26 protein-coding genes are annotated in these 23,502 nt (G+C 62.1%); 16 read left to right on the forward strand and 10 right to left on the reverse strand.

Going from position 1 to position 23,502, the window contains the following annotated elements:
* Positions 1-304 precede the first annotated feature (304 nt).
* On the forward strand, positions 305-598 hold the full coding sequence (locus tag PRZ01_RS16715; protein WP_273597930.1) for a GYD domain-containing protein: 294 nt from the start codon (positions 305-307) through the stop codon (positions 596-598).
* Between the two features lie 46 nt (positions 599-644).
* Here PRZ01_RS16715 and ruvB read toward each other — a convergent pair whose 3' ends face one another.
* The 4 genes from ruvB to PRZ01_RS16735 form a co-directional block, all read right to left on the reverse strand.
* The gene (gene ruvB, locus PRZ01_RS16720) at positions 645-1,712 is read right to left on the reverse strand and encodes a Holliday junction branch migration DNA helicase RuvB (RefSeq protein WP_273597931.1); all 1,068 of its coding nucleotides are present in this window, start codon (positions 1,710-1,712) and stop codon (positions 645-647) included.
* 40 nt (positions 1,713-1,752) lie between these two features.
* Positions 1,753-2,325, reverse strand: coding sequence for a Holliday junction branch migration protein RuvA (gene ruvA / locus PRZ01_RS16725; protein WP_273597932.1), 573 nt, complete (start codon positions 2,323-2,325; stop codon positions 1,753-1,755).
* 52 nt (positions 2,326-2,377) lie between these two features.
* On the reverse strand, positions 2,378-3,031 hold the full coding sequence (locus PRZ01_RS16730) for a response regulator (protein ID WP_273597933.1): 654 nt from the start codon (positions 3,029-3,031) through the stop codon (positions 2,378-2,380).
* 124 nt (positions 3,032-3,155) lie between these two features.
* On the reverse strand, positions 3,156-4,646 hold the full coding sequence (locus tag PRZ01_RS16735) for a sensor histidine kinase (RefSeq protein WP_273597934.1): 1,491 nt from the start codon (positions 4,644-4,646) through the stop codon (positions 3,156-3,158).
* Between the two features lie 236 nt (positions 4,647-4,882).
* Between PRZ01_RS16735 and PRZ01_RS16740 the strand changes: the two genes are divergently transcribed.
* On the forward strand, positions 4,883-5,911 hold the full coding sequence (locus PRZ01_RS16740) for a PhoH family protein (protein ID WP_273597935.1): 1,029 nt from the start codon (positions 4,883-4,885) through the stop codon (positions 5,909-5,911).
* Complete coding sequence (ybeY, locus tag PRZ01_RS16745; RefSeq protein ID WP_273597936.1) at positions 5,908-6,354, forward strand: rRNA maturation RNase YbeY; 447 nt, start codon at positions 5,908-5,910, stop codon at positions 6,352-6,354. Before PRZ01_RS16740 ends, ybeY begins: the two co-directional genes overlap by 4 nt.
* Before the next feature lie 30 nt (positions 6,355-6,384).
* Here the strand turns inward: ybeY and PRZ01_RS16750 are convergent, their stop codons facing one another.
* Both PRZ01_RS16750 and hemB read right to left on the reverse strand, forming a co-directional pair.
* On the reverse strand, positions 6,385-7,482 hold the full coding sequence (locus tag PRZ01_RS16750; protein WP_273597937.1) for a CorA family divalent cation transporter: 1,098 nt from the start codon (positions 7,480-7,482) through the stop codon (positions 6,385-6,387).
* A gap of 28 nt (positions 7,483-7,510) precedes the next feature.
* Positions 7,511-8,524, reverse strand: a complete 1,014-nt coding sequence (gene hemB / locus PRZ01_RS16755; RefSeq protein ID WP_273597938.1) for a porphobilinogen synthase — start codon at positions 8,522-8,524, stop codon at positions 7,511-7,513.
* A 318-nt stretch (positions 8,525-8,842) separates the two neighbouring features.
* On the opposite strand from hemB, the gene PRZ01_RS16760 reads away from it, so the two are divergent.
* The 9 genes from PRZ01_RS16760 to lipA all read left to right on the forward strand — a co-directional run bounded on the left by PRZ01_RS16760 (position 8,843) and on the right by lipA (position 15,613).
* On the forward strand, positions 8,843-9,271 hold the full coding sequence (locus tag PRZ01_RS16760) for a CopD family protein (RefSeq protein WP_273597939.1): 429 nt from the start codon (positions 8,843-8,845) through the stop codon (positions 9,269-9,271).
* Between the two features lie 11 nt (positions 9,272-9,282).
* Positions 9,283-10,401: a VanZ family protein gene (locus tag PRZ01_RS16765; protein ID WP_273597940.1), complete on the forward strand. Its 1,119-nt coding sequence runs from the start codon at positions 9,283-9,285 to the stop codon at positions 10,399-10,401.
* 40 nt (positions 10,402-10,441) lie between these two features.
* The gene (locus PRZ01_RS16770) at positions 10,442-10,768 is read left to right on the forward strand and encodes a (2Fe-2S) ferredoxin domain-containing protein (protein WP_273597941.1); all 327 of its coding nucleotides are present in this window, start codon (positions 10,442-10,444) and stop codon (positions 10,766-10,768) included.
* Positions 10,769-10,782: 14 nt separating this feature from the next.
* Positions 10,783-11,403: an alpha/beta hydrolase gene (locus PRZ01_RS16775; protein WP_273597942.1), complete on the forward strand. Its 621-nt coding sequence runs from the start codon at positions 10,783-10,785 to the stop codon at positions 11,401-11,403.
* Between the two features lie 69 nt (positions 11,404-11,472).
* On the forward strand, positions 11,473-12,630 hold the full coding sequence (locus PRZ01_RS16780; protein WP_273597943.1) for a D-alanyl-D-alanine carboxypeptidase family protein: 1,158 nt from the start codon (positions 11,473-11,475) through the stop codon (positions 12,628-12,630).
* Between the two features lie 46 nt (positions 12,631-12,676).
* Positions 12,677-13,558 carry a D-amino acid aminotransferase gene (locus tag PRZ01_RS16785; RefSeq protein ID WP_273597944.1) on the forward strand — a complete coding sequence of 294 codons (882 nt, stop codon included), beginning with the start codon at positions 12,677-12,679 and terminating at the stop codon, positions 13,556-13,558.
* Between the two features lie 18 nt (positions 13,559-13,576).
* Positions 13,577-13,852 carry a DUF493 family protein gene (locus tag PRZ01_RS16790; RefSeq protein WP_273597945.1) on the forward strand — a complete coding sequence of 92 codons (276 nt, stop codon included), beginning with the start codon at positions 13,577-13,579 and terminating at the stop codon, positions 13,850-13,852.
* Positions 13,853-13,876: 24 nt separating this feature from the next.
* Positions 13,877-14,548: a lipoyl(octanoyl) transferase LipB gene (gene lipB, locus PRZ01_RS16795; RefSeq protein ID WP_273597946.1), complete on the forward strand. Its 672-nt coding sequence runs from the start codon at positions 13,877-13,879 to the stop codon at positions 14,546-14,548.
* 51 nt (positions 14,549-14,599) lie between these two features.
* Complete coding sequence (gene lipA, locus PRZ01_RS16800; protein WP_273597947.1) at positions 14,600-15,613, forward strand: lipoyl synthase; 1,014 nt, start codon at positions 14,600-14,602, stop codon at positions 15,611-15,613.
* A 119-nt stretch (positions 15,614-15,732) separates the two neighbouring features.
* On the opposite strand, the gene PRZ01_RS16805 is transcribed toward lipA, so the two are convergent.
* From PRZ01_RS16805 to PRZ01_RS16815, 3 genes are all read right to left on the reverse strand, one after another.
* Complete coding sequence (locus tag PRZ01_RS16805; RefSeq protein WP_273597950.1) at positions 15,733-16,242, reverse strand: TlpA disulfide reductase family protein; 510 nt, start codon at positions 16,240-16,242, stop codon at positions 15,733-15,735.
* A gap of 44 nt (positions 16,243-16,286) precedes the next feature.
* Positions 16,287-17,489, reverse strand: a complete 1,203-nt coding sequence (locus tag PRZ01_RS16810) for a sensor histidine kinase family protein (RefSeq protein ID WP_273597951.1) — start codon at positions 17,487-17,489, stop codon at positions 16,287-16,289.
* Between the two features lie 170 nt (positions 17,490-17,659).
* Positions 17,660-18,925: a CaiB/BaiF CoA transferase family protein gene (locus PRZ01_RS16815; RefSeq protein ID WP_273597952.1), complete on the reverse strand. Its 1,266-nt coding sequence runs from the start codon at positions 18,923-18,925 to the stop codon at positions 17,660-17,662.
* 50 nt (positions 18,926-18,975) lie between these two features.
* Between PRZ01_RS16815 and PRZ01_RS16820 the strand changes: the two genes are divergently transcribed.
* From PRZ01_RS16820 to PRZ01_RS16830, 3 genes are all read left to right on the forward strand, one after another.
* Positions 18,976-19,530: a hypothetical protein gene (locus tag PRZ01_RS16820; protein WP_273597954.1), complete on the forward strand. Its 555-nt coding sequence runs from the start codon at positions 18,976-18,978 to the stop codon at positions 19,528-19,530.
* 63 nt (positions 19,531-19,593) lie between these two features.
* Positions 19,594-20,001: a PTS sugar transporter subunit IIA gene (locus PRZ01_RS16825; protein ID WP_273597956.1), complete on the forward strand. Its 408-nt coding sequence runs from the start codon at positions 19,594-19,596 to the stop codon at positions 19,999-20,001.
* Between the two features lie 5 nt (positions 20,002-20,006).
* Entirely contained in the window at positions 20,007-20,276 is a 270-nt protein-coding gene (locus PRZ01_RS16830) for an HPr family phosphocarrier protein (protein ID WP_058721956.1), read from the forward strand.
* A 50-nt stretch (positions 20,277-20,326) separates the two neighbouring features.
* On the opposite strand, the gene PRZ01_RS16835 is transcribed toward PRZ01_RS16830, so the two are convergent.
* Positions 20,327-21,175, reverse strand: coding sequence for a GNAT family N-acetyltransferase (locus tag PRZ01_RS16835; protein WP_273597958.1), 849 nt, complete (start codon positions 21,173-21,175; stop codon positions 20,327-20,329).
* Positions 21,176-21,301: 126 nt separating this feature from the next.
* Between PRZ01_RS16835 and ptsP the strand changes: the two genes are divergently transcribed.
* Positions 21,302-23,077, forward strand: a complete 1,776-nt coding sequence (gene ptsP, locus PRZ01_RS16840; protein ID WP_273597960.1) for a phosphoenolpyruvate--protein phosphotransferase — start codon at positions 21,302-21,304, stop codon at positions 23,075-23,077.
* Positions 23,078-23,502 lie beyond the last annotated feature (425 nt).

Genomic DNA, 23,502 nt, shown 5'->3' on the forward strand with positions numbered 1-23,502 from the left:
CGCAGCCGCCCGACGCGGCGTGCCCGGCTGGCCAAAGCCCTTGCGGCGTTGGGTGATGTCGATTCCGGCGCTGAATTCAAGGCCATTCGGCTGTATTTAATCCCTTGTTGTGCGGGAGGCCAAAGCCTAGTATCAATGGGTGATGGCAGCCTGCGCGGCGGTTTGATTGATGACGTTGGCATGGTCCGTTATCTGAGCGGCCTCGCGCGGGCCGGAGGATCGCTATCAGTTGCCGGCAATGTGACCCAGGGGCGGCGTGCCGAGTGAGTTTGAGCGCCCCTTCACGTGTTGACGGGAGACATCCATGATCACCTACATCGGTTTGCTGAATTTCACCGAAAAGGGCATTCAGAGCATCAAAGACACCACCAAGCGGGCGGCGGCGGCGAAGGAGGTGGCCAAGAAATTTGGCGTCAATATGCGAGAGATTTTTTGGACCATGGGCGACTGTGACATGGTCTGTGTGCTGGAGGCCGAAGACGAGACCTCGCTCTCGGCCTTCAATCTTGCGGTGGCGGTGCAGGGCAATGTGCGCACCCGCTCGCTGCGTGCTTATAACGCCAGTGAGATGGACAAGATTCTCGGCAAGTTGCCCTGAGCGCGCGGGCCGCGGGGCCCTTCCCCCGAAAGATCTTCAGTGGCTTTCAGAGCACTTCGTCAAACAGGGCGCCCGCCGATTTGGGCGGCGCGACCCCGAGGTGACGGAATGCCGCCAGCGTGGCAATGCGGCCGCGCGGCGTGCGTTGTAGATAGCCTTGCTGAATGAGGTAGGGCTCGATCACGTCTTCGATGGTGCCGGCTTCTTCGCCAATGGCGGCGGCTACGTTCTCCAGCCCGACCGGGCCACCGTCGAAGCGGTGAACAATCGCTTCCAGCAGTTTGCGGTCCATCAGATCAAAGCCCTGCGGGTCCACATCCAGCATGGCCAGGGCTTTGTCGGCCACTTCCTTGCCAATGTGGCCATTGCCTTTGACCTCGGCGTAGTCGCGTACCCGTCTGAGCAAGCGGTTAGCAATGCGCGGTGTGCCGCGTGAGCGGCGGGCGATTTCAAGTGCGCCGTCAGGGTCGATGGGCGTGTTCAGCAAAGCGGCGGAGCGGGTGACGATGCGCTGCAACTCGGCCGCCGTGTAGAACTCCAACCGGGCCACGATGCCGAAACGGTCGCGCAGCGGGTTGGTCAGCATGCCGGCACGCGTGGTGGCACCGACCAGGGTAAAGGGCTGCAGATCGAGCTTGATGGAGCGGGCCGCTGGGCCCTCGCCGATCATGATGTCGATTTGGTAGTCCTCCAGCGCCGGGTAGAGGATTTCTTCGACCACGGGCGACAGCCGGTGAATCTCGTCGATGAAGAGCACATCGTTCTTCTCGAGATTGGTGAGGATGGCGGCGAGGTCTTTGGGCTTTTCCAGCACCGGGCCGGAGGTTTGCCGCAGGTTCACGCCCAGCTCGGCGGCAATGATGTGGCTCAGCGTGGTCTTGCCCAGGCCGGGCGGGCCGAATAGCAAAACGTGGTCCATGGCCTCGTCGCGTTTGCGAGCGGCGCCGATGAAGATTTCAAGTTGCTCGCGGGCTTTGCTTTGGCCGACGTATTCGTCCAGCAGCTTGGGCCGCAGGGCGCGCTCAATCGCCTCTTCCCGGGGGGAGGTGGGGGCTGCGCTGATCACACGTTGAGCGGGTGCGGCGCTGGCAAAGTCGTCGGTCTGGATGCTCATGGGTCAAAGGCTCGGGCGAGGATGGGCGCGGTTCAGTGGTTCAGCGGGACAGGGACTTCAGGGCCAGCTTGATGCCGTCGCTAACGCCCACGTCCGATGGCAGAGCTTTCAGCGCCAAGCCGGCTTCTTTCTCGCTGTAGCCGAGGGCGATCAGGGCTTGCAGAATGTCGGTCTGGTTGTCGGTGCCCACGCTGACGGGCGCGCCCAGGTCAGCGCCCAATTTGCCTTTGAGCTCCAGCAGCAGACGCTCAGCGGTTTTTTTGCCGATGCCGGGCACCTTGACCAGGCGGGCCACTTCTTGTTGCGACACCGCTTGCGCCAGCTCTGCGACTGACAAACCCGACAGCAGGCTCAGTGCCATCTTGGGCCCGACGCCGCTGATCTTGATGAGTTGGCGGAAGGTGCTGCGCTCTTCACCGGAGAGAAAGCCGAAGAGGATCTGCGCGTCTTCTCGCACCACGAAGTGAGTCAGCAGGGTGACTTTTTCGCCCAGGCCCGGCAGGTTGTAGAAGGTGCTCATCGGGACGTCGACTTCATAGCCAACGCCTTGCACATCAATGAGGAGCTGCGGGGGCGATTTTTCCGCGATGACGCCTGTGAGTCTGCCGATCATGCCGGCATTATCAGGCCGGTAAGGTGCCGGCCCGATGTTGGCAATATGTTGGTTAATTCCTGCCGAACAGGCCCAGGCGTTGTGCCTCCAGTGCGGCTTCGGCCCGGGAAGATACGTTGAGCTTGCGGTAGATCTGCTTCACGTAGTCGGCAATGGTGTGGCGCGACAAGCCCAGTTGCACGCCAATCTCGGGCAGCGTGTAGCCCTTGGCCACGCGCAGCAGCACTTCGGTTTCGCGGTCGGTCAGGGAGACTTCGTGCAGCACGGCGGCGACTTGCGGGCGCCTTTGGTTGGCGAAGTGGGCAATGACCTTGCGCGCAATCGAGGGCGACAGCGGCGGCTCGCCCTGGCTCATGCGCTGTAGTTGTTCGAACAGCAACTCGCGCGATTGCTCTTTCAGCAGGTAGCCGAAAGCGCCGGCCTGTAAGGCGGGGAACAGATGCTCGTCGTCGTCGTGGATGGTGACGATGACTGATTGCGCCTCGGGCTGGCGCTCCCGCAGGGCGGCGATCACGTCAACGCCGGAGCCGTCGGGCAGGCCGAGGTCGAGCAGGGCCAGGTTGAAGCGCTGGCTGTTCACCAGGGCCAGGGCGTCTTGCACCCGCGAGCATTCGGTGATCTGGGCATTGGCGAATACTTGCTTGACCAGGGCTTTCAGCCAAGCACGAATTTCAGGAATGTCTTCCAGCAGAAGGATGTGGTCCATGGTCTTTTTTTTTGCCCGAAGGTGAAGGGTCAGGGGCTCGCCTTGCGGCGGGCGTGGCAACGGTAAGCTGTTATCGGCTGGCTGCCAAGCAGGCTGTAGTGCCGAAGGCGCCAAAGGCTTGCAATCAGAGCGGAATCGTGAGACGGATCACGGTTCCCCAGCCCGGGCCCGATTCCACCAGGCATTGGCCGTGCATTTGTTTGGCGCGCGATTTCATGCTGGCCATGCCGTGGCCACGGTCGAGGCGGCCGTCCAACTCGGCGGGAATGCCTTGGCCGTTGTCCTGGATGATGACCATGAAGTCGCCTCCGTGCACATTGCAGTTGATGGTGCAGTGGGTGCAGGCGCTGTGCTTGATGATGTTGCTGACGGCCTCGCGGAAGATTCGCGTGGTTTGCACATAGGCCCGCGCGGGCAAGGTGTGCTCGATGTCTTCGGCCGGGGCCTTCCACTCTGCCAGGATATTGGCTTGGCCCAGCCGGGAGATGACTTCGGCACGCCAGTCGCCCAAGGCGTCGATCAATTGCACGGGGCGGCCGGTCAGGCCGCGGACAGACAGGCGCATTTCTTCCAGCGCCTCGCGGGCGAGGGTGGAGATGCGGTCGGACTCGCTGGTGTGCACGATGGTCAGCAGCTTGGCGCCTAGGTCGTCATGCAGGTCGGCGGCAATGCGCTTGCGTTCACGCTCGGTGACTTGCTCGAGCTTTTGTTCAACCGAGTTGGCGAAGTCACGCTCCATGGCGTTGATGCGTTCGCCCATTTGCTGCTCCAACTGCACTTGCTGGAGGTCGGCGGCGCGGCGTCCCCGCACGAAGTCGGCGAAAAAAAACAGGCTGAGGCTCACCAGGGCGAGCGGCAAACCCAGGCCCAGGGCTTGGCGCATGGTGGCACCGGATGCAGGCAGCACCCAGGCCACGGCTTGGTCAATCAACAAGGCGGCCCCCGCCACACCCAGCGCGCCGGTTAGTGGCAGAAGGGGCAGGAGGGGCGGATTGGCGGTGCCATCGGGCAGGCTTGCGCGGTGGTGCTGCCAGCATTGCCGCAAGTACCAGGCCAGCAGGCCGATGAACTCCAGCATCAGCACGGTTTGACCGAACTCGGCCCAACGGGGCCAAACCAGCGAGCCGATCAGCAGGGCGGCGGCGGGTAGCAGCAGGGCTTGCAGCCACAGCAGTTGATCGACCTTGGGCCGCGGCGCGCCCACCTGGCGAGATAGATATTGAAAGCCCCACAGCAGCAGCAGGGCCAGGCTGAGAAGGCCGGCGGCCGGCAACCACGTAGAGGCGAGTGGCGTGACATGCGGCAGAACTTTGCAAGCCACCCCGGCCGACAGCATGTAGCCCAGGCAACTCACTTGGCTCTCACGCGGATACAGATGGGCGGTCAGCGCGGCCATGACGCTCAAAATCAGCAGCATCCCAAGCATCCATTGCTCGGCCACGGCGGCGTAGGAAGGCCAGTTGAAGTTGATCTCGCCAACAGCGCCAACAGCGCCAACAGCATCGGCCGGACCGCCTGCCTGGGCGAGGCACGCCCCGGATGCGGCCCAGGCGAGTGCGGCTAGGAGCCGGGCTCCTCCCGTTAAAGCGGCGAGGTTTCGAACATTTTGTTTCATTCTGTGCATGAGGCGCGATTGTGCAGGAGGGCCGTGGCGATTGATCGCCCCAAGTCTGCGGGTTTTCCACGCCAGCGTTGGGCATGGCTGGATGGCGGGGACGTGGCGCGGGCGAGATTTCAGCGTTTTAGCGCTTCATGGGGTACGGCGGCGACAATAGTGCCCAATCCAATTGCCAAGAGTCCCTTGAGCCCGTTGATGGACAAGCTTGGCATGAACTTGACGAAAGCAGCCCCGTGATTCTTCGCCACGACTTTGTGCCGGTTGATAACAAACGACTGGCCCACCTCTGCGGCAGCCTGGACGAGCATTTGCGCCAGATCGAAGCTGCCTTGGGTGTGCGCATCAGCCGCCAGCACGAGCGTTTGCGCATCGACGGCCCCAAGGCCGCTGCCGAGCGCAGTCTGCTGCTCTTGCAGACCTTGTATGAGCGCGCCCGCCGCGCCCTGCCCGGAGAGACTGTGCAGTTGGCCCTGGCTGAGGCGATGGGTGAACTGCAAGCGGCGGCCAAAATCCGCAAGAAGCCCGGCGTGAAGGAGTCCGCCCCGGCGCCGGCCGCGGGCGCTGATGCCGAGCCCCTGGTGCTGCGCACGCGCCGTACCGATTTGGCCGGCCGCACGCCGCGCCAGCACGAATACCTGCGCCACATCATGGCGCACGACATCACCTTTGGCCTGGGCCCTGCTGGCACGGGCAAGACCTATCTCGCGGTGGCTTGTGCGGTGGATGCGCTAGAGCGCAGCAGCGTGCAGCGCATCATCCTCACCCGCCCAGCGGTGGAGGCAGGCGAGCGGTTGGGTTTTCTGCCTGGCGACTTGACGCAGAAAGTCGACCCCTACCTGCGCCCGCTGTACGACGCTTTGTATGATTTGATTGGTTTTGACCGTGTCACCAAGGCTTTCGAAAAAGGCCTGCTCGAAGTGGCGCCCCTGGCCTTTATGCGGGGCCGCACGCTCAACCACGCGTTTGTGATTCTGGATGAGGCGCAGAACACCACGCCCGAGCAGATGAAGATGTTTCTCACTCGCATCGGCTTTGGCAGCAAGTGCGTGGTGACCGGTGATACCAGCCAAGTCGACCTGCCTAAGGGCAGCACCAGTGGTTTGGTCGATGCCGAGCGGGTATTGGCCAAGGTCAAGGGCATTGCGATGACGCACTTTACCAGCGCTGATGTGGTGCGCCATCCCCTGGTGGCGCGGATTGTGGAAGCCTACGAGGCGCGTACCGCCCTGCAGGCCAAATTGAATGGAGGGCGCGAGTCATGAGCTTGCCCGAATTGAGCTTGTCGCTGCAGTTTGCCGACCCCCGGCACCGTGCACTGCTGCCTCGCCACAAGGTGGCTCGCTGGATCCGCTCAGCTTTGGAGTTACCGGGCGAGATCACCGTGCGCATCGTGGATGCCGAGGAGGGGCAACGCCTCAACGGGGAGTTTCGCAGCAAGGATTACGCCACCAATGTGCTGACCTTCGACTACAGCCATGAGCCGGTGGTGATGGCCGATCTGGTGATTTGCGCTGAAGTGGTGGCGCGTGAGGCCGCCGAGGAGCAGCGCGATATCGTTGCCCATTACGCCCACATGCTGGTGCACGGCACCCTGCATGCGCAGGGTTATGACCACGAAGAAGAAGACGAGGCCGAATGCATGGAAGCGCGTGAAAGCGAGATCATGCTGGCGCTGGGCTTCGCCGATCCCTACGCCCAGGCCTGAGCGAGGCGTTGCGAGGTGCGCAGCCCCGGTTCAGTGCCGCGTGCCGAGGTAGCGTTTGCGCCAGAAGTACAGGCCCAGGCCCAGGCCGAGTGTCAGCATCAGCCCGAAGGCGATCCAGAACCCTGCGGCTTTGTGAATCAGCGGCAAGCCGTCGAAGTTCATGCCAAAAATGCCGGTGATCAGGTTGAGCGGCAAGAAGATGGCGGTGAGCACGGTCAGCGTGCGCATGATGGCGTTGGTACGGTGCCCCAGCGCCGAGAAGTGCATCTGCACCGCCGCTTCGCTGGAGGATTCGAGCCGGCGCACATGGGTCAACACCCGCTCGATGTGCTCCAGCACGTCACGTGAGCGCACCCGCAGCAGTTCCCGGTCGCGTTGCACGGCGGGGTCGATGCTGACCGGCCATTCGTCCAGCGCGTCGATCCATTCTTGAACGGCACTGCGCTGGTCTTCGCTGATTTCTTCCAGCCGGTGCAGGGTGTCGCGGGCGGTCAGTAGCAGGGGCCAGTTGTCGAAATGGCTGTTGCCTTCCATCAAGGCACGTTGCAGCGTGCCCAGATGGCGGGTCAGCAGGCGGCGCAGTTCGAGGTAGCTGTCCACCAAGTGGTTGACCATGCGCAGCATCAACTCGGCCGGGCTGGTGGGCAGGCGCGCGCTGCCGCGCAGATCGCGTCCTTCGGTCAGTTGCCCCAGCTTGCCCGCGAAAAACTCGCGCACCGGGCAGCCTTCAGGATGAACCGTGAGCAGCACATGGTCAAACACCGCGAAGCCCAGCGGGCTGGTTTCGATGGCGGCAAACGCAGCCTGCGCTGCGGCCAGCCGACCCGCTTCGTCATCGGCGGGGCGCTCTTCCAAGCCGGGCAGTGCCGCGAGGCGCGTGAAAATCAGCAGGTCGTACCACGAGGTGTAGTCGAAGTTGGACGGCAGTTGCTTGTTCAGCAGGTCTGCGGTGTGCAGGTCCACCAACTGGCCGCAGTCCCAGCGCTGCAGATGCTGCTGGAATTCGCCGTAATGCTGATCGAATTCACCGCGCTCGTAGCTGGCCCAGAGAAAGCCAGCCGCCGGCAAGTCGGCCGGCAACTGGGCCAACTCGATGAAACGTTCACCTTGAATGTGGAAAAAGCGCATGGGGCGAGACGGTGTGCCGGCAGATGGGTCAAACCCTGGATTTGAGCAGCCGGGCTGCTTCCAGGGCGAAGTAGGTCAAGATGCCGTCGGCACCGGCGCGTTTGAAGGCGAGCAACGACTCCATCATGACGGCGTCGTGGTCGAGCCAACCGTTGGCGGCGGCGGCCTTGAGCATGGCGTACTCGCCGCTGACCTGGTAAGCGAAAGTGGGCACGCGGAATTCGTCCTTGACGCGCCGCACGATGTCCAGGTAGGGCATGCCGGGTTTGACCATCACCATGTCGGCACCTTCGGCCAGGTCCAGCGCCACCTCGCGCAGCGCTTCATCGCTGTTGCCCGGGTCCATCTGGTAGGTCTTTTTGTCGGCCTTGCCGAGATTGCCTGCAGACCCGACCGCGTCGCGGAAGGGGCCGTAGAAGGCGCTGGCGTACTTGGCGCTATAGGCCATGATGCGGGTGTGGATGTGGCCCTTGGCCTCCAGCGCCTGGCGGATCGCGCCGATGCGGCCGTCCATCATGTCGCTGGGGGCGACGATGTCAACGCCGGCCTCGGCCTGCACCAGCGCTTGCGCAGTCAACATCTCCACAGTGCGGTCGTTCAGGATGTAGCCGGTCTCGTCCAGCACGCCGTCCTGGCCGTGGCTTGTGAAGGGGTCCAGCGCCACGTCGGTGAGCAGGCCCAACTCGGGCACGCGGGCTTTGAGTGCGCGCACCACGCGCGGCACCAGGCCGTCGGGATTGGTGGCTTCGATGCCGTCCGGCGTCTTGAGTTTGGCGTCGATCACCGGGAACAGGGCCAGCACCGGAATCCCGAGGCGAACACATTCTTCAGCGACTTCGGTCAGTCGGTCCAGGCTCATGCGTGCCACACCGGGCATGGACAACACGGGTTCAACCCGGTTTTCGCCTTCATGGACAAAGACAGGAAGTATCAGATCGCTGCTGCTCAATGCATGCTCTCGCACCAGGGCGCGGGTGAAGGCATCACGGCGCAGGCGGCGTGGGCGGCTGGCAGGAAAAGGAGCAGGGATGGCAGCAGTCATGAGGGTTCTGCAAGAAAAGTAGGTTGAAAAACAGGCAAAAACCAGGCGAAAAGCAGGCGCAAGCGACGCGCTTTTTCACTCCGGCTTGGGTTACGCAAAATCACCTATTTGATCGTATGTATCATTTCTGTTATTATTCAACCTGAATGATAGCCGCAAGGTGATCGTTCCCTGCTTTTCCTCCCTGAGCAGGAGCTTTGACGTGATGACAGCGACAAGGCTTTCCCACCCCGGCCGTGTGCCGGGGTTTTTTTTGGTTGTGGCGCTCAGTGCCCAACCGATCAAGGCAAGCCGGCGGGCCGCCCGCATAATGGCTCCATGCTCTGGATTAAAGCCCTTCATGTGATTTTTGTCGCCAGCTGGTTTGCTGGCTTGTTCTACCTGCCGCGTCTGTTCGTGAATCTGGCCATGGTGCCTGCCGACAGCCATGCCGAGCGGGAGCGACTGTTGTTGATGGCGCACAAGCTGTACCGCTTCTCCACGGTGTTGATGTTGCCGGCGCTGGTGTTCGGCCTGACGCTGTGGCTGCACTACGGCGTGGGACGCGGGACGGGCAATTATTGGCTGCATGCCAAGCTGGCTCTGGTCGTGGGGGTTTGCGGCTATCACCATGCCTGCGGCCGAATCCTGCGGCGCTTTGAGACGCTGAGCAACCGGCGCAGCGACCGCTGGTTCCGGGTGTTCAACGAGGTCACGGTGCTGCTGTTCGCCGCCATCGTGATTTTGGTTGTGGTTAAACCTTTCTGAGCCCGGCTGGCGTGTTGGGGGTGCGTCGGCAGAGCTCCGCCACCTGGCTGTTGCTGGCCTATCTGGCGCTGCTGCTCTATGCCAGCCTGTACCCATTTTGGCCCTGGACTTGGCCGCCGGGCATGGCGCTGTTTGACCTGATCGGCCTGCCTTGGCCACGCTACTTCGGCGCCTTTGACATGTGGGCCAATGTGCTGGGCTATCTGCCGCTGGGTTTGTTGGGATTTGCCGCAGCGTTGCGAACCGGGCGCGGCCTGAAAACCGGTTTGGCCTGGGGGTTGTTGCCGGCGCCGGCGCTGTCGTTTGGGATGGAAACCCTGCAGTACTTTCTGCCGGGCCGCGTGCCCTCTTTGCTGGATTGGACGCTCAATGTGAGTGGCGCCTGGCTGGGCGTGGGGGCGGGCGTGCTCTTGAACGCTTTCGGTGGGCTGCGGCGCTGGCAGGATGTGCGCGACTATTGGTTTCAGCCACATTGCGCGGGTGCGTTGGCCTTGCTGGCGCTGTGGCCCGTGGGTTTGTTGTTCCCGACGCCCGTGCCTCTGGGCCTGGGACAGTGGTTGCCGCATTTACAGACCCTGGTTGTGAGTCTGCTGGCCGATACGCCCTGGGCGCTGCAGTGGGCGGACGACAGCGACGTTGCCTTGGACATGGCCCGCGCGCTGCCGCCGGGCCTGGAGGCCATCGTCATCGCGCTGGGCTTGCTTGCGCCCATATTGCTGGCGCTGGCCGTGGCCCGCCCAGGGTGGCGACGCTGGGCTTTGATTCCCGGTGCCCTGGCGTTGGGCATGCTGACCACGGCTTTGTCGACGGCGCTGAACTTCGGCCCGCAGCACGCCTGGGCCTGGTTGACCTTGGCGACTTGGCCTGGTCTTGCGGCGGGTGTGTTGCTGGCCGGCCTGTCGATGCTGCTGCCGCGCCGCCTCTGCGCGGCCTTGGCCCTGGTCACGCTGTGCAGCTTGATCGCGCTGGTCAGTCAGGCGCCAACCAGCCCTTACATGCACCTGAGCCTGCAGGCTTGGACGCAGGGGCGCTTCATCAATCTGTACGGCTTAGCGCAATGGGTCGGCTGGGTCTGGCCCTTTGCGGCCATCGGCTGGCTTTTGACTTTGATCGGGCGGCGTACGGTTTGATCGAACGGCGACGCCCGAGGGGCCTGCCTACAATAGCGGCATGAGTTATTTTGAACGCCACATCTTCTTTTGCCTGAACGAGCGCGAGAGCGGCGAGAACAGTTGCGCCCAACACGGCGCGCAGCAGGGCTTTGATCATTGCAAGGCGCGCGTGCGCGACCTGGGCCTGGGCGGGCCGGGCGCTGTGCGCGTCAACAAGGCGGGTTGCCTGGACCGATGCGCGGGCGGCCCGGTGGCGGTGGTTTATCCCGAGGCGGTTTGGTACAGCTATGTCGACAACGCCGACATCGACGAAATCGTCGACAAACACCTGAAGCACGGCCAAGTGGTTGAGCGCCTTGTGTTGCCCAACAACGTCGGCCGTTGAGAGGGGCCTCTCCTGTGAACCCTCGTACTCAGAAACAGGTGATCGCCGGGCCGGCCGGCGCCATCGAGTGTGCGATTGACCGGCCTGTTGGCCACGTCACGCCCAAAGGCTTGGCGCTGATCTGCCACCCCAATCCCACGCAGGGCGGCACGATGGACAACAAGGTGGTGCAGACCCTGGCGCGCGCCTTTGTGGAGTTGGGGTTGCGCACCGTGCGCTTCAATTTCCGCGGTATTGGCAAATCCGAAGGCGTATGGGACGAAGGCCGAGGCGAGATTGACGATGCCCTGGCCGTGCTGCAAGCCGTGCGTGAGCCGGGCGAGCCCGTGGTGCTGGCCGGGTTTTCTTTCGGTGGGTTTGTGGCTTCGCAAGCAGCGCTGCGCCTGCCCGAGGCCGAGCGCGCCCAGCGCCTGGTGCTGGTGGGGCCTGCGACCAGCCGCTTTGATACCGCGCCTGTGCCCGCCGACACCCTGGTGATCCACGGCGAGCAAGACGACGTGGTGCCGCTCAGCGCTGTGCTCGACTGGGCGCGCCCGCAATCTCTCCCCATCACCGTGGTGCCTGGTGTGGGCCATTTTTTCCATGGGCAGCTGCCGCTGCTCAAGAGCATCGTGCTGCGCGCTTGGTTGAGTTGACTCCATAAACTGCGTCAATAACTTGCCCATTGAGCGGCCCCTGCTTCACTGCCTTCGAGACCTTTTCCGATGAAACGACTGATTGCCTTCGCACTGGCCGCCGCCAGCGCATTCACTTCCATGACGGCTGTGGCTCAGGTGCCGCAAGGACCCGAATTGGCCGCGCGCAGCTACCTGCTGCTGGACATGACCGCCAACCGCGTGCTGACCGAGTACGACGCCGACCGGCCCAATGACCCCGCCTCGCTGACCAAGCTGATGACGGCCTACCTCGTCTTCGGTGCGCTGCACGACAAGAAGCTCACGCTGGACCAGACCTTGACGGTGTCCAAGCGTGCGTGGGATGAGCGCAAGGGGGACCCTTCCCTGATGTTTATCGACACCACGATGACGCCCAAGGTTGAAGAGTTGGTCAAGGGCATGATCATCCAGTCAGGCAACGACGCCTCGGTGGCCTTGGCGGAAGGCGTGGCCGGAACGGTCGAGCAGTTCGTTGCCATGATGAACCGCCAGGCGCAGGCCTGGGGCCTGAAGAACACCGAGTTCAAGAACCCCACCGGCATGACCGAACCGGGTCACAAGAGCAGCGCGCGCGATCTGTCGGTGATCGCCTCGCACCTGATTCAAGATTTCCCCGAGTACTACGTTTACTACTCGCAGAAGGACTTCACCTTCAACAAGATCCGCCAGGACAACCGCAATTTGCTTTTGCGCCGGGATCCCACCGTGGACGGCATGAAAACCGGCTTCACGGACGCCGCCGGTTATTGCCTGATTGCAAGCGCACAGCGCGATTTTCCTAACGGCAAACGTCGACTGCTCAGCGTGGTGATGGGCACCGCCTCCAAAGAGGCTCGTGCCAGCGAAAGCCAGAAACTGCTGAACTGGGGTTATGCCAGCTTCGACGCGGTGCGCTTGTTTGAAAAGGACCAGGCCATCGCCACCGTGCCTGTCTGGAAGGGCACCGCGCCTCAGGCCAAGCTGGGCGCTGCGGGGGCCGTGTTTGTCGCTGTTCCCCGGGGGGATGGCGCCAAGCTGCAAACCAAGATCGAACGCACCGATCCGCTGGTGGCACCTTTGGCCAAGGGCCAGCGTGTGGGTACCATCAAGGTGTTGACGGCAGCGGGTGCGCCAGTGTCTGAGGTGCCGCTGGTTGTTCAGGAGGCCGTTCCTCAATCCGGTCTGCTGGGCCGCGCCTGGGACTCTTTGCGGCTCTGGATCAAGTAACTCGTCACCACTTGGGCGTAAGCTCAAGGCTTCGGAGGACTTTGGCATGCACACGAACTTGTTGCCCGAAGTGATGTGTTACCTGAACGGTGAGTACACCCCCTTGGGTGAAGCCAAGGTTTCGGTGATGGACCGTGGCTTTATCTTCGGCGACGGTGTGTATGAGTTGTTGCCGGTGTATGAGGGGCGAATTTTTCGCTTCGAAGCCCATATGGACCGGCTGGAGCGCAATTTGGCCAAGCTGCGCCTGAGTTGCCCCTTGATGCGTGATGATTGGCTGGCGCTGGCCCGGCGTTTGATCGACAAGGTCGACGCTCCCGTGCAAGCCGTGTACCTGCAGGTCACCCGGGGCGTGGCACCCCGCAATCACGTCATGCCCACCCATATTCAGCCGACTGTCTTTGCCTACAGCACAGTTGCGCAAGGCGCGACGGCCGAGGAGCGCCACCAGGGCGTGGCTTGCCTGACGGCACGTGATTTCCGCTGGGAGCGGGGCGACATCAAGAGCATTTCGTTGCTGGGCAATGTGCTGGCCCGCCAGATTTCGGCGGATCAGGGGGCGGCAGAGACCATTCTGTTCCGTGATGGTTTCCTGACCGAAGCTTCGTCGTCCAATGTGTGGATCGTCAAGGAAGGGGCGCTCTTGGGCCCACCCAAGAGCGAGCATGTGCTGGAAGGCGTTCGCGTAGAGTTGCTGCGTGAACTGTGCGCTGAGACCGGAGTGGGCTACAACTTGCGGCCGATCACTGAGGCCGAGGTGTTTGCCGCCGATGAAATCATCTTGAGCAGCGCCCTCAAAGAAGTCCTGCCCGTCACCCGCCTGGACCACGCACCCGTCGGCCACGGGGCTTTGCACGGCAAACCCGGCCCGGTCTACGCCCGGTTGTACGAGGCCTACCAAGAGGTCAAGCGTGTCCAATCCATTTGAAACTTGAATCCCATGGCCATGAATCCGATTCCGCCCGAACAGTCGTTGATTGAGTACCCCTCGCAGTTTCCCATCAAGGTGATGGGGGCTCAGGTGGAGGGGTTTGTGGAGGCCATGGTGATGGTGGCGAAGAGTTTTGATCCCGGCTTCGACGCTGCCACTGTTGAGCAGCGTCCCAGCAAGGGCGGCAATTACCTGGGTCTGACCCTCACCGTGACAGCCACCAGCCGGGAGCAGCTCGACGAGCTTTATCGAACCCTGACCACTCACCCGATGGTCAAGGTCGTGCTGTAGGCCGCGCAGGCGAGGCTGGACGGCATGATTGTTGTGAAAAACCTGGGGCGCGTGGACTACGAAGCCACCGTGGCCGCCATGCGTGAGTTCACCGAAACGCGCGGCCCCGACACGCCGGATGAAATCTGGCTCTGCGAGCATCCGCCCACCTACACCCAAGGCTTGGCGGGCAAGGCTGACCACGTGCTGAATGCAGCTGGCATACCGGTGGTGCAAACCAACCGCGGCGGGCAGGTGACTTATCACGGCCCCGGGCAGGTGGTGGCTTACCCGCTGATCGATCTGCAACGCGCCGGTTATTTTGTGCGGGAGTATGTGTTTCGCCTGGAAGCGGCCGTTATTCAAACGCTGGCGCAGTTCGGGGTGACCGGCCACCGGGTGGCTGGCGCGCCGGGCATTTATGTGCGCTTGAGCGACCCGGGCGCCCATGCGGCGCTGACCGGCCCGGTCGACCCGCTTCATCCTTTTCAAGGCCTGGGCAAGGTGGCCGCGCTGGGCATCAAGGTGAGTCGTCACTGCACTTACCACGGCGTGGCGCTCAATGTGGCGATGGATTTGAAGCCCTACGACGGGATCAACCCCTGTGGTTACGCCGGGCTCGCCACGGTGGACCTCGTTACACTTGGGGTTTGTGCGGACTGGCCCACGGTGGCCGAGCGGTTCGGTGAGCGCCTCAGCGCGCAACTGGAGCGCTGAACCCAACGGGCTTCAAAAGAGCCGGCAAAGACGACGGTAAAGAAGGCGGCAATGGCGAGCGATAACACCACCCACGAATTGAAAACTGGCGAGGCCTACGACGCCAGCGCCAAGCAAAAGGCGCAAGCCAAGACGGCGCGCATCCCGATCAAGATCGTGCCGGCGGAAATGCTGAAAAAGCCCGACTGGATTCGAGTAAAGGCGGGTTCACCCTCCACCCGTTTCTACGAAATCAAGCAAATCCTGCGCGAGCACAAACTCCATACGGTTTGCGAAGAGGCGTCCTGCCCGAACATCGGCGAGTGCTTCGGCAAAGGCACGGCCACCTTCATGATCATGGGGGATAAATGCACGCGGCGCTGCCCGTTTTGCGACGTGGGCCACGGCCGCCCAGATCCGCTGGATGCGGATGAGCCGCTCAATCTGGCCAAGACCATCGCCGCGTTGAAGCTCAAGTACGTGGTGATCACCAGCGTGGATCGCGATGATTTGCGCGATGGTGGCGCCGGCCACTTTGCCGAGTGCATCCAGAAGGTGCGTGAGTTGAGCCCGGCCACCCAGATCGAAATCCTGACGCCTGACTTCCGCGGCCGTGCCGACCGCGCGCTTGATATTCTGCGCGCCGCGCCGCCCGATGTTATGAACCATAACCTCGAAACTGCACCGCGTCTGTACAAGGAAGCGCGGCCGGGTTCCGACTATCAGTTCAGCCTGAACCTGCTCAAGCGCTTCAAGGACGAAGTGCCAAATGTGCCCACCAAGAGCGGCATCATGGTGGGCCTTGGCGAGACCGATGAAGAAATCCTGCAGGTCATGCGCGATATGCGTGCCCACAATGTCGACATGCTGACCTTGGGCCAGTACTTGGCGCCGAGTGGCCACCATTTGCCGGTGCGCCGCTATGTGCACCCGGACACCTTCAAGATGTTCGAGGCCGAGGCCTACAAGATGGGCTTCAGCCACGCCGCCGTGGGAGCCATGGTGCGCTCCAGCTATCACGCCGACCAGCAGGCCGAGCACGCGACAACCGCGATTGGTGCGGCGCAAGGCACTCCGAGCAAGTAAGGCGTCAGGCTCGCTGACTGAGCGTCAGCTGGCACCCAGTGAAAAGCCGCTGAGGTTTCATGCCTTCAGCGGCTTTTTATTTGAATCGGCGACGGCTGGTTGGGCCGGCGTAGGAGGATTTAGCCTTCAGCCAGCAGCTTTTCGACCAGGCTGTGCAGCGCCGCAAAATCAGGCTCGCCGACGTAGCGTTTGACGATTTCACCGCGCTTGTTGATCAAGAAGGTGGTGGGCGTGAGTTGGACCCGACCAAATTGCTTGGCGATTTCACCCGTGTTGTCGATGGCCACGCCAAAGGGCAGGCGCCGGCTTTCGGCGAAATTGGCGACAAAGGCTGGTGGGTCGTAGCTCATGGCCACGGCCAGTGTGTCGAAGGCGCGCCCCTTGAATTTTTCGTGGGTGGCGATGATTTCGGGCATTTCCTTTACGCAGGTCGTGCAACTGGTCGCCCAGAAGTTCACAAGCATGACTTTGCCGGCCCACTGACTGGCATCTGCCTGGGTGCCATCCAGCAGCACATAGCGGACAGGCGGTGCCGTCTCGTTCTTGCCCAGGTGTTGGGAGGCCCAATAGCCCCCAATAACCAAGGCGGCCAGTAGCAGGGCAGGGGCGATCCATCGAATTGACTTCATGGGGGAAGTTTACCCGGCCACCCGTCCGCTGCCCATGAAAAGGGTCAGAACTCTTTGGACAGCTCGAACAGCAGTATCGAAGGCAGGGCGTCGGCGAGGTGCTGGCGCGAAATTCGAGCCAGACCGTCGGCGGTGGCGGTGGAGAGTTGGGTGGTGTGCGCCGTGGCCATCACCTCGATGAAGGTGAACAAGGGCACCTCGCGCATGATGTCTTCGAACAGCATGTCGAAGTCGGGGCCGCGCAGCGCACCTTCAAACACGATGCCGTGCGGCAGGCCTTCGGCGCAGAACAGGGTGGCTTCGTCCATGCTGCCCACCACGTCGACGATCAGGCCCATGTGTTGGATGGCGGCTTGAATCTGGTTTCGCAAATCACGCGTTTCGGCAATGATCAGCACGTGGCTACCGGCCAGGGGCTTGGAGTTGCTGGAGGGTTGGTAGTCCGTCAGGCGCTTGTTGGCTTTGGCGGCAGTTTGCTCAGGTGCGCTTGAGGCTTCGCGGGCGGTGCCGTCGCCGGAGAGCCCGGGCTCTTCACCCACGGTATGCGGAAACTCCAGTGTCAGCACGGTGATGCCGGCCTCGTCTTCTCGCAGGGGCAGCACGCCCATGGTGATGGCCGTTTGTTCAATCAGGCGCCAGCCCAGTGAGTTCATGGCCTGCGGCAACTCCTGGCTGCGCGGATCGTCTAACAAATCAAGTGAGCGGTGTGCAAATCGGCAGACCAGCCGTGCCTTGGCAGGCCAAGAGGTCAAGTCCAGGCGAAGGTCAATGGATGAATGGGTATTGGCAATGGCCCAGTCCATCACCGCATTCAGCAGGGAGAACAGCAAGGAACCATCGGCCAGCACCTCGATGGGTTTGAGCACTTGGCGGATCTGGATACCGCGGGCCTGGGTTTCGCGGCTGCGTTGTGTCAGCACGCTGCGCAGGATTTGCGTGAGATGGAGACGCTCCCGCGAGATGCGCAAACGCCCAGAGGCTAGGCGTGCCAACTGCTGCCCGATCATGCCGGCCTCGCGGGCTTGTGAGACGCTCTCGCGCAGTGCTCTCAGGCTTTGCCGGTCGATCTGTCCCGTGCTGACCAAGTTGTGAATGCGCTCTAGCGCGGAACTTAAGGGCCCAGCGATTTCAGCACCCAGCAGCTGAACAATCTCGCCCCATTGCGCGTGGTTCGGCCCAATGGCGACGTCGTTGGCGGCGGCATTGGCTGAAAGCGCATTGTTGGGGGGCGGCGTTGTCGTGGTCATGCGGATTTGCAATCTGCGTATCGTCCTGAGTACCTGTTTGGCGCTTTGGCACAGGGCACGCAGCGGTCGCCATCGTCATCGGGGATGGCATGCAACGTCTATCCCCCAATCCGGGGGAATTCGAAGTAATGCGGAATCGTCGGCCGGTAATGGCGCAAGTTTTCACATATTCATGGTGTTTTAGCGACGACCTTTGCTTGAATCAGGGATTCAATTTCGGCATCGCTCAGCCCCGCTTCGCGCAGCAGGTCTTCGGTGTGCTGCCCCAGCAGGGGCGGCGGCTGCCGATAACGCACAGGCGTGACGGACATTTTGATCGGGCTGGCAACCAGCCGAAGACGCTCGGTCAAGGGATGCGCCATGGGTACCGTCATCTCACGCGCCTGGATATGGGGGTCCGCAAAGGCCTCGGCCAGATTGTTGATGGCTCCGCACGGGACTTTCGCGGCCTCCATGGCGGACAGCCAGTGTTGCCGGGAGTTCGTTTTGATAACGCCAGAGATAAGCGGTACCAGAATTTCCCGGTGACGTACACGTTGCGAGTTATGGCTGAATCTTGGGTCGACTGCCCATTCTGGATGGCCGAGGATGGCGCTGAACTTGGTGAATTGCGTGTCATTGCCCACGGCAACGATCAGATGGCCGTCGCTTGCCTCGAACACCTGGTAAGGCACGATGTTCTGGTGTGCATTGCCCATGCGCCCCGGCGCCTTGTCGGTGCAGAGGAAATTGGCTCCCAGATTGGCCAGCATAGCCAACTGGGTGTCCAGCAAGGCCATGTCGATGGTCTGGCCCTGGCCGGTCGCATCGCGGTGGCGCAGCGCGGCGAGGATAGCGACTGTGGCATACAGCCCGGTGAAGAGGTCGGCGACGGCGACCCCCACTTTTTGTGGACCACCCCCGGGCAAGTCGTCACGTTCACCCGTGACGCTCATCAGGCCACCCATGCCTTGCACGGCGTAGTCGTAGCCGGCCCGGTCTTTGTAGGGTCCTGATTGGCCGAAGCCGGTGATGGAGCACACGATCAGCCCGGGGTTTTCCGCCTGCAGGCTTTGTGCGTCCAGTCCGTAGCGAGCCAGGTCGCCCACCTTGAAGTTCTCGACCAGTACGTCGACGCTGGCCGCTAGGTGGCGAATCAAGCCTTGCCCTTGCGGCGTGGCAATGTCGATGGCAATGGAGCGCTTGTTGCGGTTGGCCCCCAGGTAGTAGGCGGCCTCGCTGGTGTCGGCGCCGGCGTCGTCCTTCAAGTAGGGCGGGCCCCATGCGCGGGTGTCGTCGCCCGAGCCAGGGCGCTCCACCTTGATCACGTCGGCACCCAGGTCGGCCAGCGTTTGGGTACACCAGGGGCCGGCGAGCACGCGCGAGAGGTCCAGCACCCGCACACCGGCAAGCGCCATGGCGGGAATCGAGTCGATGAGTGAGGCCGTTTGTTGCATTGTGGGATTGTCCGCCACGCGTTGTGCGCGGCGCCTCCGATAATCCCCGCATGACGATGCTGTATCAACGACAGATTTGGGGCTGGGCGCCGGCCTTGGTTGTTCTGCTGGGCGCTTGTTCGCTCGCCCTGGACTGGCGCGAGGTGCGCCCGGAGGGGGCTGACTTGCTGGCTTTATTTCCCTGCAAGCCTGAGGTGCTGAGCCGACCGAACATGGCGCCAGCGCCGGGTGCATCTGGTGCACAGAGCGTAAGCAACGCCAGTGGCGTCATGGGGCTTGCGCAGTGCAAGTCGGGCGGCATGAGCTTTTCTTTGTCATGGGCGGAGGTACCAGACTTGCCGATGGTCACACCGGCTTTGACGCAGATGCGGGCAAGCCTGACCACTAAACTGGCGGCCAGCGGCGCAGAGGCACAGGCGGTGCAGATTGCGGGGATGACACCCAATCCCGCGGCAATGCAGCAGTTGATGCTGTCAGGTTCGCAGGCGGCGCAGCTTGCGGTGTTCACCCGGGGGCGGCGGGTTTACCAGGCCGTGATGTTGAGCCCCAAGCCAGACGCGGGTACTTGGCAAACTTTTCTGGACGGCGTGCGCTTGGGCTCGTGAAGTCTTGATTGAACTCTTCGATCTTGATTCTGCCCCGTTTATTTCAGCATTGATAATGTCGCCATGCCCGGACTTCTCGTGATCGCCCATGCGCCTCTGGCCTCTGCCCTCAAGGCAGTGGCAGAGCATACGTTTCCGCAATGCGCGGCACAGCTGTCGGTACTCGACGTGATGCCCGACATGTCTCAGGACATGATTGAGGCGCAGGCTCGGGCGCTCTTGGTGGCTGCGGGTCATGCCGAGTGTCTTGTGCTGACCGACGTCTTTGGCGCTTCTCCCCACAATGCCGCCCTGCGTTTGCGCAGCGATACGGTGCAGGTGTTGTGCGGCGTCAATGCGCCCATGTTGTGGCGCTCGCTTTGCTATGCGTGTGAGCCTTTGGCTGTGCTCGCCCAGCGCGCGCTGGAGGGGGGCACCGCAGGCATCATGCTTTGCAATGAGTCGTCTTCGAATTTTTCTTCTAAGCCCTAACCTCAATGATCAAATCCACTTTGACCATCAGCAACAAGCTGGGCTTGCATGCCCGCGCATCGGCCAAGTTGACCAAGTTGGCCGGCTCTTTCCAATGTGAGGTCTTCATGAGCCGCAACAGCCGGCGTGTCAATGCCAAGAGCATCATGGGGGTGATGATGCTGGCAGCCGGACTGGGCTCGCAGGTTGAGCTAGAAACCGAGGGGCCCGATGAACAGGCCGCGCACGACGCCTTGACCGCCCTGGTGAACGACAAGTTCGGCGAAGGCCAGTAAGCTCGAACTTCCACTGACCGGCATGAGCTTGACGGCCGGTCAGTGTTCCTTCACTCGATGAAGTGCCGACGATAGCGTGCGGGCAGGTCGGCAATGCGCATCATCATTGGCAGATCGGCCGTGTTGAAGTCCGGGTCCCACGCCGGCGCGCCCAGAATGCGTGCGCCGCAACGCAGATATCCTTTGATCAACGGCGGCGCTTCTGCGGGGAGATCGTGACGCAATTCCTCGACGGGCAATGGCAACCGGGGGCGTACCTGCCACTCGATGCTAGCGAGGTGGGTTTTTTCCAGTTGTTTCCACAGGCTGGCGGCGAAATGCCCGCCGTCGCGCATGCTCACACTGGCGCAGCCAATCATGGTGTCGAGCTCATTGCGGAGCATGAACTCCGCCAAGGCGCCCCAAAGCACCATGATGGCACCCCCGGAGCGATGATCGGGGTGAATGCAGGAGCGGCCCAACTCCACCATGCGATCGCGCAAGCTCCGCAGGCGAGTCAGATCGAATTCCGTCTCGCTGTAGAGCCCGCCCGCCCGCTTGGCGGCCGCAGGGGTGAGCACCCGGTAGGTGCCGATCACCTTGCCAAGATCCCCGTCCTTGCGGACTTCACGCACCAGCAGGTGTTCGCAGAACGCGTCGAACGCGTCCACATCCAGGCCGGGTGGAGTGCCCTTCGGGGTGCACAAGCGTGCCCCCATTTCTTCAGCAAAAACCTGGTATCTCAGCGCCTGGGCTTGCCGAATGTCTGCATCGCTGCGCGCCCAAGCCACGTCCAGCCGTGCTGCAGTCGGGCGTGCAGCAGCCTTTTCGTCCGCCTTGGGGGGATGAAGTGACCTCCGGTCGCTGGCCACAGGGCGCAGATCGGAGAAGGGGAGCGTCGGCAGGGGTAGATCCCTCATGGGCAGCCTCAGTTCAAATCGTTGAAAGCCTTGCCATGCTCGGTCTTGCGGGTGACGCAGCCGTGACGCGCGAATGACGATTCAATGACGACACCCGACAGCCCCGCCGGCTGCTAAAGTCAAGGCATGAGCTTCCAGGTCTTTGGCATCCCGGTATCGCGTGGCGTGGCTATTGGCCGCGCCGTCTTGGTGACGTCCAGCCGCGTCGACGTGGCGCACTATTTCATTACTGACGAGCAGGTCATCGCCGAAATTCAGCGAGCCACTCAGGCGCGTGATGAGGTAGCGCAGGAGCTTGAAGCACTCAAGCAGGACCTGCCGCACGACGCCCCGCATGAGTTGGCGGCCTTGCTGGACGTGCATTTGATGCTTCTGCACGATGAGGCCTTGGTGGGCGCCACCCGGCAGTGGATTGTTGAGCGGCACTACAACGCCGAATGGGCCTTGTCTGCGCAGTTGGAAGTTCTGGCGCGCCAGTTCGACGAGATGGAAGACGACTACCTGCGCGAACGCAAGGCGGACCTTGAGCAGGTGGTTGAACGCATCTTGAGTGCCTTGGCCCGCGAGCAAGGGCGCACACCCAGTGATGCCGCCAGTGTGGTGCAGCGCGACTTCGCGGGCGAAGACCCGCTGCTGCTGGTGGCTGCAGACATCGCGCCCGCCGACATGATGCAGTTCAAGCGGAGTGTGTTTCATGGATTCATCACCGACATTGGCGGCAAAACCTCGCACACGGCTATCGTCGCGCGCAGCATGGATATTCCGGCCGTGGTCGGCACAAGAGAAGCCTCGCGCCTGATCCGCCAAGACGATTGGGTCATCATCGACGGTGATGCCGGCGCGGTGATCGTCAATCCTTCGCCCATCATGTTGGAGGAATATCGCTTCCGTCAGCGTCAAAGCGAGTTGGAGCGTGCCCGCCTGGCACGGCTGCGCCATACGCCCGCCGTCACGCTGGATGGCGAAAAAGTCGCTCTGCACGCCAATATTGAACTGCCAGCAGATGCAACGGCCGCCATCGATGCCGGCGCCACCGGCGTTGGCTTGTTTCGTAGCGAATTCCTGTTCATGAATCGGGAGGGCGAATTGCCCGACGAGGAGGAGCAGTTCCTGGCCTATCGGGCGGCCGTCGAGGCGATGCGCGGCCTGCCCGTCACCATTCGCACGGTCGATGTGGGCGCAGACAAGCCGCTGGACCGCATGAGTGCCAGCGAATTGCGCCATGAACACGTCTTGAATCCCGCCATGGGGTTGCGGGCCATTCGTTGGAGCCTCTCCGAGCCCAGCATGTTCCGCCAGCAATTGCGCGCAATCTATCGAGCTAGCGCGTTCGGCAAAGTGCGGGTCTTGATCCCCATGGTCGCACACCTGGGTGAGATGCGGCAGATTCAGGAGTCGTTGAAAAAAGTTCAACAGCAACTGACCGACGCAGGGCGGGCCTTCACCAAGGTCGACTTGGGCGTCATGATTGAAATCCCCGCTGCAGCCCTGATGCTTCCCTTGCTGCTGCCCTATGTCGACTTTGTATCAATTGGCACCAACGACCTGATTCAGTACACCCTGGCGATTGATCGCGCCGATGAGGCGGTGGCGCATCTGTATGACCCCTGGCATCCGGCGGTGCTGCATCTGCTGGCGACAACCATTGCACAGGCGCGCGCCGCGGATAAATCCGTGAGCGTTTGCGGTGAGATGGCTGGTGACCCCTTGTTCACTGACTTACTGTTAGCGATGGGCTTGCGCAGTTTCTCGATGCATCCGTCTCAAATACCCTCGGTGAAGCAGCGGGTACTTCGGGCGGACGCCTCCCGTTTGGCTCGCCTGTTGCCCGACCTAGCGGCCAGCGAAGACCCGCAGGCCGCCGTGGAAGCCGCGTTCAGCGCCGTGCGACGAAATCATTGACTTTGGCATTCCGTTCAACCTGACTGCAGCGTCTTTTGCGGCCCGGTAGCGATGTCATCGCTGGGGCTGTTCAAGCCGTTCGGCAAGCCTTCATCAAATTTTTGGTGAAGTGTTCGCCAAGACCAGGAATACCGTGCTACAGTAGAGGGCTTCGCTGCTGACAAGTTGCTTCTTTCGAAGCGGCGGACTGATGAAAGTCAGGGGTGGCGAAGGGGGGTGTTGATTGAAAGCGTTTTAAACAAGTTGTTGAATAAATTGTTTAAAACACTTGACGAGTTTAGTAAAAACAAGTCATAATCTCGCTTCTGTGCTGTTGACGACAAGTTGATAGCAGCAAGCAAGACTTCAGGGTCTGCTTGCAACGAATTGATTGAACTCTAGGGTTTGGTTGATTTGAGTTCTTTAATAATTCACAGCCGATAAGC

Source organism: Roseateles koreensis (assembly GCF_028595305.1).
Lineage (GTDB): Bacteria > Pseudomonadota > Gammaproteobacteria > Burkholderiales > Burkholderiaceae_C > Paucibacter_A > Paucibacter_A koreensis.